General features: G+C 31.0%; 7 protein-coding genes. 2 read left to right on the forward strand and 5 right to left on the reverse strand.

Annotation, left to right across the window (positions count from 1 at the left end; all coding sequences use genetic code 11):
- Positions 1 to 288: 288 nt before the first annotated feature.
- Positions 289 to 7,593, reverse strand: coding sequence for an autotransporter-associated N-terminal domain-containing protein (locus K324_RS0111595; protein WP_026749271.1), 7,305 nt, complete (start codon positions 7,591 to 7,593; stop codon positions 289 to 291).
- Between the two features lie 695 nt (positions 7,594 to 8,288).
- On the opposite strand from K324_RS0111595, the gene K324_RS0111600 reads away from it, so the two are divergent.
- A complete protein-coding gene (locus tag K324_RS0111600; RefSeq protein WP_026749272.1) occupies positions 8,289 to 9,437 on the forward strand; it encodes an AAA family ATPase in 1,149 nt (382 codons plus the stop codon).
- On the forward strand, positions 9,434 to 9,928 hold the full coding sequence (locus K324_RS0111605; protein ID WP_026749273.1) for a hypothetical protein: 495 nt from the start codon (positions 9,434 to 9,436) through the stop codon (positions 9,926 to 9,928). Before K324_RS0111600 ends, K324_RS0111605 begins: the two co-directional genes overlap by 4 nt.
- Positions 9,929 to 10,005: 77 nt before the next feature.
- Here K324_RS0111605 and K324_RS0111610 read toward each other — a convergent pair whose 3' ends face one another.
- The 4 genes from K324_RS0111610 to K324_RS0111625 form a co-directional block, all read right to left on the reverse strand.
- A complete protein-coding gene (locus tag K324_RS0111610) occupies positions 10,006 to 10,827 on the reverse strand; it encodes a hypothetical protein (protein WP_026749274.1) in 822 nt (273 codons plus the stop codon).
- 126 nt (positions 10,828 to 10,953) lie between these two features.
- Positions 10,954 to 11,310: a cupin domain-containing protein gene (locus K324_RS0111615; protein WP_026749275.1), complete on the reverse strand. Its 357-nt coding sequence runs from the start codon at positions 11,308 to 11,310 to the stop codon at positions 10,954 to 10,956.
- A 133-nt stretch (positions 11,311 to 11,443) separates the two neighbouring features.
- Positions 11,444 to 12,127 carry a DUF1003 domain-containing protein gene (locus K324_RS0111620; protein ID WP_026749276.1) on the reverse strand — a complete coding sequence of 228 codons (684 nt, stop codon included), beginning with the start codon at positions 12,125 to 12,127 and terminating at the stop codon, positions 11,444 to 11,446.
- Between the two features lie 175 nt (positions 12,128 to 12,302).
- Positions 12,303 to 12,770 (reverse strand): hypothetical protein, encoded by a 468-nt coding sequence (locus tag K324_RS0111625; RefSeq protein ID WP_026749277.1) that lies wholly within the window; start codon positions 12,768 to 12,770, stop codon positions 12,303 to 12,305.
- Between the last annotated feature and the right edge of the window lie 19 nt (positions 12,771 to 12,789).

Genomic DNA, 12,789 nt, shown 5'->3' on the forward strand with positions numbered 1-12,789 from the left:
TAGACGAGCCAGGGTTGCAAGGGAAATGGCGACTGATTTCCCTTGCTTATATAAAAGAAAAAACATAGAATTAAGAAAAATATTTATTAACAATAAGCAATTTTTCAAATTCTGAATAAAAATCCCTTATGTGGATACTTAATGATAAAATTTAATTAAAGGATATTTTAATAGTTCCATAGTTTGTAAATAGTATAACAAAAAAATTGGAAGAAAATCTAAATTAATAGATAACTTCCAATTTTTTATAACTTTATTAATTAAAACGATAACTCAAAATATTAAGAATTAGTAAATAGCTCTAAATCCAATTCCACCTCTGAAGTTTTCTCCAGTTGTGTCATACCCAGCATTTACCGTTACTCCGAATCTTGTGTTGTCCCATCCGAAGTTTAAGTCAAACTTACCATTTCCTCTATGATTTTCCTTATCTCCACGAAGTTTATAATAAGATGATTTTGCTCCTTTCAGTTTGGCTCTATTTTGAACATCATATAATTCACCCAGTTCATTTTCATAAGCCGCTGTTAAACTAGCTGTCAAGCTGCTTCTTACTCCTAAATCCTGTTTATAGTTAAATGATATTCCTGCTTCAGGTTTTGCTGAGAAGTAGTCGTTTCCTTTTACTTTCAATGCCATAGGCCCTGTTTCCCTGAAATCTGAATATTTTCCATATTCCAAGTTCAAAGCTCCATATGGACGGATACTTGTGTTTTCACTTGTTCTGAATTCTTTTCCAATTTCATTTTTAAGTGCGACACCGTAAGTAGTATATTTTCCTTTTGCCTCAAATACTTCATTCACTATCCAGTATCTACGTTTCATATCTCCACGTCCTGCAAAAGCCTCTCCAGCAATTTTCCAAGTTAATGAACCATTGTAATCTCTCTTAGGCGACATTGTCTTGAACACTCCAGCTTTAATCATTGTTTGCTCTTCTTGTGATTTTCCAATATCCTTGAACTTGAATTTGTTGTAAACAGATCCTGCATACCATCCAGATTTATTTCCAAGTTTTATTTTTTCATTTTCGTGAACATACGCTACACCATAGGCATTGCTTGTATAATCAACAACTCCTGCTGTATCAGTCTTAAATTCACCTCTTTGTCCAAATACTTTAATTTTGTTGCTGTTTTTAGACGGATTTCTCCATTCATCTTGCAAATAGTCAAATTCCTTGCTTAATACGCTTCCTGTTTCAAACATTCTTTGTTGGATATTTGAATATTGATGTCCTTTCATTTCATCAATTGCTTGAGCCAGAATGTGTCCTTCTCCACCTGTCAGGCTATTCAGCTTATCAAATATTGATTTTTCTTTCGTTCCCAAGCCTTCTACCCCGTATCTTTCTTCAAGTCCTGCCAGGAAGTTATAAGTTTGGGCATCTCCAGCTTTGGCAAAAGTTGTATAAGGAATTTTTACCAGATATACTTTATCCAAAAGTCCAGTCGCAGCATTTTTTGTAGGCTGTGCCATCCAAGTAAGGCTGGCTGCAGTTGAGTTTAATGTTGTTCCAGCTGTTACTACTGAAGCTAGTGCATCATTATATGGTTTTAAAATATTATCCCCTATCTGTATTGCTTTTGCGGTAGTGTATTTTGCCGCTTCACTTCCAAAATATAAATTAATGTCTGTCAATCCTGTCAAGTTATTAATTCCTTGAATAGGATTTGTATAATTCACTCCGGAAGTGTCTACATACATTCCAAGACTTGTTGCCTTTGATGCAGATGGTATACTTCCTAATCCTATTTTAGACAAGTCCAATGTTGTTATTCCTGATGGTGATGTTACTGTTACCAATGTTGCTGTCGGTGATGGAACATTTGTATCTACATTTGCTATTGGGATTGCATTTCCATTTGCGTCTGTAACTGTTACTGTTGTTGATCTAGGTGGAACTTTTATTGTAACTCCTCCCATTTCCTTCATATCATCAGCTGTAACTACTTTCATTGGTAAATTTGAAGTTCCTGTCTGCTGTATTCCTGAAGAATTTGTACCAGTTGCATTTTCCACAGCTTTATCTACTGACTGTGTATCTGTCCATATTCCCGCACTTTTAGGATCTGAGGCATTTATAGTTATTGTTCCGTAGTTTTTAATATAACTTCCATTTGCCAGATAAATTCCTTTTACTGCTGTAAATCCTCCTGCCGTAGTCTTGATTGTACCCCAGTTTTCTCCAACTGCTCCTCTGTCAAGATACATTCCAATTGTATTACTTCCAGAAAGATTAATATCTCCGTAGTTTATCGCCTTGGAACCTGAACCAACTGCATACATTCCCATTGTATTCGGTTTGCTTACTTCAATAGTTCCTCTGTTTATGACAGTCCCTTGATTAGAGATTGCATGTGTCGCCTCATCATAATACCCTGTTGCCATTCCTACTCCAAATTCTTTATTTGCAGTATTTGAAGCCCCTACTTTAATTAGGTTAAAGTTTGTAGCTGTTCCGCCAGTAGAATAAATTGCTACGTTTCCAGCTCCTATCGAAAAATCAATATCTGCACGATTTTCCATTGTCCCATTACCATAAAGTCCATAATTTTTATTTCCTGTTGATGTTACAGAAGTATAGTTAAATACTTTTCCCGTATTATCATTTTGATATACATAAATTGAATCATTTCCTAATGATACATTTCCTATTTTAGAAGTTACAGTATTTCCTGTCCCTGCATCAACAAATCCAAATGAATTATCTCCAATATTCATTGTTGCACCAGAATTTGCATTAAGATTTTGGTTAGTTCCTACTGCATAAACCCCGACAGCCTGATTTCCACCCAATGTGATTGTAGAGCCTGAATTTAAGTTTACATTAGTTCCTGTATCATGAGTGTAAATTGCAACACCGTTATCTCCAGCTTTTATCAAGGCACCATTTTCATTGTCAACATCATATCCATAAATTCCTATTGCGTTATCTCCAACAGTAATAGCACCTTTATTGACTGTTTTATTTTTAGCTTTTGAATAAATTCCGACATTGGCATTTGCCTGTGCTGTTGCATTTCCAAGTTTTATTTTATGCCCGGCATCATTAATTACATCCGCTCCATTTGAAACGATCCCAAACTCAAGTGCTGATGACGTTCCAGTTATATCCCCCTGATTAATAAATGTATTACCAGTTCCTGCTGTCGTATATAACCCAATCATTCCACCAGTAGTATTAGTGGCATTATTAAGTTTTACATTCGCTTTATTTGTCTTAGTTGGCTGTCCATCCTGATTATAAACAATCCCCATTCCAGTTCCTGTCGTACTTCCATTGTATTTATATTCAAGGGTTCCATTTACATTCGTATCTCCAGAAGCAAATATTCCTATACCTTTTTCCTTAGTTTCAATTACATAATCTCCACCAGTCAAATTAATATCAGAATCTTCCGCATAGATACCTTTACCATTTACACCAGTTATAATATCAGAACCAGCTCCAGATGCAGTTACCGTAATTGTTCCACCTTGATCTGAACCTGCACCATGATTTACTCCTGCTACTGATACAAGAGGTGTTCCTTGTTTTTGTCCTGTTTCTATTGGACTTGAAAGTACAGCAATTCCTACACCGTTATTTCCAACAGTTAATTGACTGTCATTTTTTACAATTACCTTATCTCTTGCTGCCCGTGTATTATTTTCAGCATAAATTCCAACTGGATTATTTCCTGCAACATTAATCGCACCATGATTTTCTATATTTATTGTATATTGAGTATGTGTAAAGTTAGCATCATCTGTACCATAATATTGTTTTGTATTCTTATCAGTTCCTCTCGCCGCTATCCCAGCTCCAGAACCTGTTACATTAATCGTTCCAAAATTTTCCAGTTTACTTCCATTAGTTCCATAAATTCCTGCACCATTATCAATTGTTACTGTTGCAGTTGAACCTTTAGATGTTCCATTTTTAATTGTTCCATAACTTACATTCATTCCTGCAATACCATTTGCAGTTGTTCCTCCTGTAACATTTACAGTCCCTTCATTTTTAAATCCAGAAGTTGCATTAGATGGTGTTATACCAGCAGCAGTTTGAGTGGCTGTAGAAAGATTTCCCATTGAAAGTCCTTGTGCCTTTCCTTGAGAAACTAAACTTCCAGCACCTATATTTCCAGTTACTGATGTCGCATTACTTATTGTTATCAGCTCGTTAGCCATTGATATACCATTATATCTATCATTTGAACTATTTAAATCAACAGAAGAAGCTGTTACGCTTAAATCTCCATTTGTAAGTGTTGTTTTATATGCTCCTAAAATATTAACTTTTCCAAATTTAGCTATTCCAGGCAACGCATTTAAAAAAGTTCCACTTTTATCTAAAGAATCATCCCAAACTAATCCTGTCAACTTATCAAACGATCCAATTGTAACACCATCATGCACATTTACTGTAACATTACCTACACCACGATATTTTCCTGTCGTAGCAGTATCTGAATTTTCATAGTCACTATCTTTTCCTGTAATAAATACTCCATCATACATATCTATTGTTGTTTGTGATTTACCATTACTTCCTGATTTAAATACAATTTTACTTGTTGCATCAGCATAAAAAGGTGTTACATTTTCATGATCATTATCTGAAAGTCCTCTTGCCACATGATTGTCTTTATTTTTTATCGTTCCACCAGAATAATTTACTGTTCCACCTGCTAATGCTGCTAATCCTCCACTTGTACCAGTTTCTATATTAGTTGTTCCCTCAAGGTTTACTGTCCCTCCATTTGCAATTGCACCTATTCCACGTATCGTTGAAGTTGTTGCACCAACAGTTATTGTTGCAGTTTTTACCTTCGAAGCTTGTGAACCATCAGGACTAGTTAAATTAAATGTTTCTCCTTTACTTCCAATAGTAACTTCACCACCCGCTTTAGCATATCCACCTATATTTTCATATAACATTTTTTTTGTATCGGCATCGTTTGTATCTGCCCACTCATCTTTTTCTTCTACACCACCATAAGCATAAATTTGACTCCCAGCCCCAGTTGCATATCCAATTATTGATTTATAACCTTTAGCTGTTGTTTTTCCATACGATTTTACAATTCCACCATCTTCAGCTACATAAGCTATAGGATGCGAACCTTGTTTTTTGGGTAATCCTGTAGAAGGATCTATAACCAATGCTCCTGTAGAAGGATTTATAAGAGGTAATTCTTTATATCTTGCAGACATTACAACATTAGGGGCTATATTAATCTGACTTCCCAAATCTTTTAATGTATTAATTGTATTTTCTGAAAATGCACCCGCTCTATTATTTTCTGCTGAATCTTTCCATTTCCCTTTAGCATATGCCAAAATTGTTCCAGTTGCAACTTGATTATCAGTATCATTATTTGAGGCCTTTAATGTTGTAGCATTACCATAATCTGTTATATCATTTGTTCTTATCTTCGTATTTACCAATGAAGGATCTGTCGCATCATTTCCATGGCTATTTGTTGGCATAGCTATATCTACTACTGTTCCATTTTTTGAAACTACCATTACATTATCTTTTGAATATTTTCCAAAAGTCACTTCTATATTATTTATCTGTAATGAATGTATAGGATCTTTACTAAAATCACTACCCACTGTTGTTCCATTAAGAGCTGTAGATGTAGCTGTCGGTTTGTATACTGCTCCCAAATCATCTGTTTTAATACCATCTCTTTGTCCAGACTGTGCCAGTATTACTACATTTCTTTCAACATATTTATTATCTCCATTGATGTATTTAGCGTGTCCACCACTATCTTTTGTATAAACAGTATTCCCGCTAGCTCCTTGAACAGCGTTGGCATCTGCTCCATTTGCATTATTATTTTTCTTATTTCCAATAATTGCTTTAGCTAATATTTCACCTTGATAAATACCTATTACTGACTTATTCCAATTATTCCTATTAAGAGTTGGTGTTAAATCTGAATTTGGTTCAGGCCAGACTGTTGTACTTTGGGCTTGAGATAAGGGCAATAAATCATTGAAAAATAACACAACATTATTATCACCATATGATTCTGGTGGTGTTGTCATTTTTATTGATGGTGTCATCCCTTTAACTGAACTGATTCTATACATTGTATCTGTATCAGATACACGTGAAGTGCTATGAGCAGATATATTATCAAAATTCGCACTATATCCTAGTCCTGAGTAAACGACATTACTTCCACCTTCCAAAATATATTTCCCCGTACTGTCCATGTTAAAACTTCCTTGTACCCCCATCGCTGAATATATCGTATTTCTTTGAGAAGTAATAGTTGCTTGTACATCTCCAGTAAATCCACCTCTTTTTCTATCGGAACCTAATCCACGAAATTGGATTGAATTATAATGTGTATTTTTTACTGGTAATCCTGTTAATGCTTCATAATATGCAGGATAGATATAAAATAAAGTGTTTTCATCTTCTTTTACATTGACTTTAGTATTTTCAAATTTTACATTTCCAGCTTGCCATGTTTCTATAGAAACAAAATTAGCACGTCCCATAAGATGGCCAGTTACATTTTTTATAGTTCCATCGTTCACTGTATGAATTGCAATTTGTCCGTTCTTTTTTATTTCTCCAGGGCCAGGTGCCGGATAATTATTTCTTCCAACTAAACCAGAACTTTGTGAATTTACAGTCATATTCCCAGCAGCATAAACTGTTATACCATCAAGAGTGAAAGGTTGATCTCCTGAAAAGTCATGGCCATCTCCACTAAAATAAAATAATGAGCCATCTCTATCAGTATTTCTAACAATTGTACTATTTTTTCCAAACCCTTGTTGATACCCTCCACCTGGATTTGGGTTATATCCTGTCCAATAAACATCATTTGAAACTAAAGTTCTTGTTGTCCCTCCATGATAACCATATGTATTGTCTTCAAATCTAAAATCATTAAAAGGATTTGTACTTGGAGTTGGTAAAGAAACATTAACACTTGGAGTAGTTATGTTAATACTTCCTATTTCTTTAGGTGCCCTAACACTAATATTCAAATTAGGCGTACTAGGTGCCCCGATTGTTGGCAAATTAATATTTAAAGCTGTTTTTTGAATATTTTTAGGCTTAACCGCCGCATCCACCGGAATCGCCGAAATAGGCTCTATTACTCTTTTTAAAAAAGTTCGCCCATAGTCTGCACCTGCATAATTGCCAAATTTATTATTTGGATCTCTTTGGTAAATTACATTTTTTTCTTTATCTCCACGTCCTTTATAAGTTCCTCCCCAGTTGCTATGAAAATAATTAATTCCAAATTGCCAACTTGAAAACGGTTCTTTTACAACTTGATCTCCTTGTTCCATTAATTGGATTAATTCAAGGTTTGTACCTTTTATCAATTTGTTGTTCTCAATTTTTGCACGCTTGAAATCTGTCCGTATCTGACTTATTGAAGTGTTAATCTGATGAACTTGATTTTGAATACTCGAATCAGTTGTAGCAGCTGAAAATAAATTAACAGATAATAACATTCCGCATAATAAAAATGTAAACAATGCAGAATCAGTGTATTTAAAGTCTTTACATCTTTTGGCAAAGGCTTTTAAATCTTTTTTTACTTGTAACAAACTTTTTGTCATAAATTTCTCCTCTTTCCTTATTTTTTAGAATTTTTAAGTTTCATTTGAATCCCTTTGAATTTAATAAAAAATTAAATCAACTTGGAATTCTAACAACACAGCTTTAATTTTAAATAAATATTGCCATATTATAAAAAAACTTAAAATTTTTACAAAAATAATGAAATAACCTAAAATTAAGTGATATTTAGTTTTAGTGATTTTATAGTGATTTTAACAAAATAAGTGATTTTTCATATTCAGATTATCATTATCTTTGTAAAAAATTATTCTTGAACTAAGTCTACCAAAAAAAAAAAAAAAAAGCAAGGGTTTTTTCAAAAAAATTAAAAATTTTTCATTTTCCCAAAATTATTACAAATCCCTTTTAAAATAGTACAAAATCAAAAAAATAACTATTTTTTTATATCAAACTTTTAACAAAATTCAATTTTATTTTAATTTTATCTAAGATTAATAAAATTTATTTGACATAAAAATCAAAAAATATATGTTTAAACTTTCTATTCCCCAGTTTTTAATATCTATCATTTTTTTTATTTTCTAAATTTTTAGCATACTTTCCATAAAAATTAACTCCTATATAATAATTGAGAATTAAAAAAATATTAAATCGTTTGATGGTATTTTTTACCAAAATTGACGAAAATATGATATAATATATTATAATTATATTGTCAAAGGAGTTAAAATTTATGATTATAATGAGATTGAAAATAGATAATTTTTATTCATTTAAAGATTTTGAGATAAATTTTTCATATCCTAGGAAAGTAAAAAATTCTCTTATTGAACATGAGTTCATTGAAAAAATCCCTAATTTCAGATTTAAAAAACTAAATATAATAATGGGAGCAAATTCAGCAGGAAAAACCACATTTGGAAAAATGTTGAGAAATATTTTTAATTTTATAGCAAAACAAAGAGTAGATTTATTACTTGAAGCAGTTAATAAAGAAGGCACAGAAGCAATGTTTGAATTGGATATTGTACTCAAGGAAGAAAATAAATATAATTTGTATAGATTAAATGTTGTGGTTGAGAAAATAATGTTAAATGAAGATGATGAACATCTGAATATAAAGAAAATGAAGTTAAGTAAAGCAACTTTAAACAAAAATGACTCTTACGAAAGGGCAATCGAAAGATTAGATGTTGTTAAAAAGTATTCACAAGAGGAAAATGAAAAAAATGAAACTGAAAAAATATTAGATGAAATAAATGGTTTTGGATGGTTTTTTAACTTTCCACAATCAAATAACTTAACTAAAAAAATTAAAAACTTAAATGTAGCTAGCAATATCTTAAAAACGTTTGATAATACTATACAAAATATAAAAGAAATTGAAAACACAGAAAATGGCTATCAAATAATTTTTAAGAATAGGGATAGTGTACTGTTGCAAAACGGAAAAATTGTAGATAGAGATATTTTATCAAGCGGAACAGAGGAAGCTCTGGGGATTATATTTGCAATAGATCAGATGATTCAAGAACCTGACAGGCCTTTTTACATTGATGAAAAATTTTCACATGCTCATTCAGAACTTGAAAAATCTATTCTTTCAATAATGATAGATATAATGGGAAATGAATCTCAATTATTTTTTACGACACATAATAGCGACATATTGACTATGAATTTCCCAACACATTCATTTACATTTCTATCTAAACGTGAAGATGGGAAAATAAAAGTTACATATCCTGAAGATATGATAAAAAGAAATGACAGAAACTTAATAAATTATGTAAAAAACAATGTATTTGATACAATTCCTGATGATGAATTAATATACGACATTATTGATATTATAAACAACAAAAGGAAAGGGGTAATATGAGGAATATAATACATTACTTTGTTGAAGGGGAATGTGAAAAAAAGTTAATAAATGCTATAAAAAATAAATATATCCAGTCAGGTAAGATAAGAATAAAAAATATATCACAAGAGGTTATTCATAAAGCAGTTTTAAGAACATTGGAAAAGAATGCAGTTTGTGTTATGGTAGTTGATACAGATGTTCTATACAGTAACGAAAAATGTTTCCAAAAAATTCTAGAAAACAAAAGAAATTTAGAAAAAAATAATGTAAATTATATATTCATTTATCAAAATAAAAATTTAGAGGATGAAATTGTAAAATCTACTAATCTGAAAAAAATATCAGAAATGTTTGGAGTAAACTCTGTAGGAGAACATAAAACGATTTTTATAGAACATAAAAATTTGATTCAGAAATTAGAAAGTATTGGATTTGATGTGAATAAAATTTGGCTTTATAACGATAACAAATTACCTGAAAATAAATCTAAAAAAATAAAATTATAAATAAAGAAAAAACATATACTTCAGACTTTTCATCAACCGTCTTAGTATATGTTTTTATTTTCTAAATTTCAAAATTCCTATTTCTTTTGAGTCTCATCCACTTTCTTCATAAGACTATCCCACAATTTACCGCCTTCTTCCATAGCCTGTTGCCCTATTTCGCTATTTTTAACGTTATTTATGCCTTTTTCAATTTCTTTTAACATACCTAGCATTTTTTCAACGTCAATTTGTTTTGATGAATAGAGTTCTTTTCCTTTTTCAAGCAGTTTTGGACATTCCTTGTCAAAAGTGGCATCTCCAGTTGGATTACATTTTGCCTTTTTAAATAAATCGTTGGATTTTTTTACATTTTCCAATGCTTTTTCACCATTTTTGATTCCAGAGCCAGTATCCTTCTTATCTAAACTTTTTTTCAGTGATTCAAATAAACTTTCTGTATTTTTTTGGCTATCAGCAAACATTTTATCAATTCTGGCCTGTTCTTTTTTAACCTTTTCCTGAATCTGTGCGTCGTTGGAATCAGTAATTATGTTATTTTGAATAGTTGGTGTGCCTTGATTTTGCTGGTTTTGGGCATTTTGATTCTGATCCGTTGTAATTTCTGCCATTGTTTTTTCTGACTGCTGCTGAGCACCCATATTGTCAGAATTTTCATTTTCATATAAATATAAATTATAAAATCCACCACCAAGCAAAGCTACAAAGGACAGATAAAACAACCCTTCAATAACTTTATCATTTGCAGTCTTGGCATCTTTTATTTTCCCAATTGCCTCGTGCTTTCCAAGCCCCTGTTCGACATATTCCTTCATTAAATTTTTATTTTCAATCCCCTTTTTCACAAATGGTATCCCTGTTGCAATAACTACAACCAATGCAAATATTACAAATAACATTATATTCACCTCTTCTTTTATTTTTTTAATTTATTAAATATGTCCGATAATTTAATGCTTTTTTGACAAAAATTTTGATAATATTACATTAACATAATTCCCAATCCATATAGTTATCGAACAAGTTTATTCAAAAAAGATACAAATCCATATACAGCAAGGATTTTTACTCGTGTAACTAACTCTATGCCTTTCCCCCTTGTTGATTAACACTGTATCCCCTTTTGCCAATTGTAGTTTCTTATTATTAGTATTCCTTTGGTTTTCTATTATATTTTCATTTTTTTCGAGATTTTTATTTCCAAAATATTCAATTTCAGCCTCACCTTGAATCAGAATAACAAATTCATTTTGTTCCGATTCCTGCCAATCCGTCGTTTGTCCAGTCGAAATAATCTTCTCAATCTTGACATTCTCATTCCCCGTCAAAATCTCAACAATTTCCTCTTTTTCAGACAAATCCTTCAAATCAAAAATATTCATTTTTCCCTTTTCTTTCCCAATTAATTAGCTATTTATAAAATCATGTTGGCATAAAATTTTCAATCTTAATTTTTTCACTTTTGCAACTCTTTATTTTAAAAAAAAATTATTTCTAAAAAATTAAAAATATTTTTTATTTTCTTTTTGTATCGTGTTCTGAAATATCAATAAACTTATATGCCCGCTTTTCTTTAACTGGTGGCACTTTTTTCTTAGTTTCCAGCTCTGATACCCGTTTTGCAATTTCATTTTGTTTTTCAATTAAATCGTCCAGTTTGTAATGTAAATCTTCAATTATAATTTCATTTTTTAAATTCACCTTGTAATCATTTTCAGATTTTTTTTCATCAATTTTTTTCTTTTTATTCTGGTTAAAAACTATAAGCGAACAAAAAATAAGCATAAAACAGGATAAAACAACATTTAATATTACAAATGAGTACGGATTAAACTGTTTAATCACAAGAAATAGAATATTTATCCCAATCCACAATGCCACAAACATTATCGTTAAAACGACAAATTCTCTGCTTCCAACAAAATTTGAAAATTTATACGATAACTTTTTTTTATCAATTTCCTCCTCCTTTATAACCTTTGAAACCTTCTGTTCCAGTAACATATGGATAATTTCTTCCCTTTTTGCCTCATCATCCACATCTTTTAACATTTTCTTCAATATTTCCTCTTTTTGCCCATTCATATTTTCTGTTTTCACATTTTTTTTATCTAATTCAATATTCTCTCTTTTTAAATTACCCGAGTTTATGTTTTCCATCCTTAATCCGCCATTTTTTTCTTCAACCCTGCTTTTCAATTTCGTATTTCCCTCCTCGCATATTTTCCACCAGTATGATACCATTTTCAGAAAAAAAATACAAGTAAATAAATTCTTTTTATTATTGTAATTACTTAAAAAAATAGCTACTTCCAATCGGAAATAGCCAATTCAATAAATATATTTTTCCAAAAACTCCTTTTTATTTTTCAGATTATTTTCTCAAATAACTTTCTGCTTCATTTAAAAGTACATTTGCTTCATTTGCTATCTGTTTTTCATTAAGATTTAAATCTGTAAGATAAACAAGTGAAATGTAGCAATCTTTTACCTTAGTTTTTTTCCCTGTTATCTGGTAAATATATTTTTTTTCAGTTGAATCATAATATTTGCTAACAGAATATCTGCTATTTTCAAAGTTATCTTGATATTCAACTCCCATTTTATCTATAACTTCTTTACCAAACAAATTGGAAATAACTTTTGCACTAACACCGTCATAAAAATACATTACTATTACTACTCTATTATTGTCAAGTGCCCCATAATAAGTAAGTGCTACATCTTCATCAAGAATAATATTATAATTTTTTCTTTTTATTTTCTTTACATCCACAAAGCCAGGTGCTGAAAACGCTACCATTCCAAATACCAAACACAAACCTAATATTAACTTTTTCATAACAACTCCTCCTAATTTT

It is taken from the genome of Leptotrichia trevisanii DSM 22070, from assembly GCF_000482505.1.
GTDB classification, from domain to species: Bacteria; Fusobacteriota; Fusobacteriia; order Fusobacteriales; family Leptotrichiaceae; genus Leptotrichia; species Leptotrichia trevisanii.

Bases quoted from the DNA above. Each gene is read 5' to 3' on its own strand.
- K324_RS0111600 (WP_026749272.1), top strand. From the start codon at position 8,289: ATGATTATAATGAGATTGAAAATAGATAATTTTTATTCATTTAAAGAT.
- K324_RS0111595 (WP_026749271.1), bottom strand. From the start codon at position 7,593: ATGACAAAAAGTTTGTTACAAGTAAAAAAAGATTTAAAAGCCTTTGCC.
- K324_RS0111615 (WP_026749275.1), bottom strand. From the start codon at position 11,310: ATGAATATTTTTGATTTGAAGGATTTGTCTGAAAAAGAGGAAATTGTT.
- K324_RS0111605 (WP_026749273.1), top strand. From the start codon at position 9,434: ATGAGGAATATAATACATTACTTTGTTGAAGGGGAATGTGAAAAAAAG.
- K324_RS0111610 (WP_026749274.1), bottom strand. From the start codon at position 10,827: ATGTTATTTGTAATATTTGCATTGGTTGTAGTTATTGCAACAGGGATA.
- K324_RS0111625 (WP_026749277.1), bottom strand. From the start codon at position 12,770: ATGAAAAAGTTAATATTAGGTTTGTGTTTGGTATTTGGAATGGTAGCG.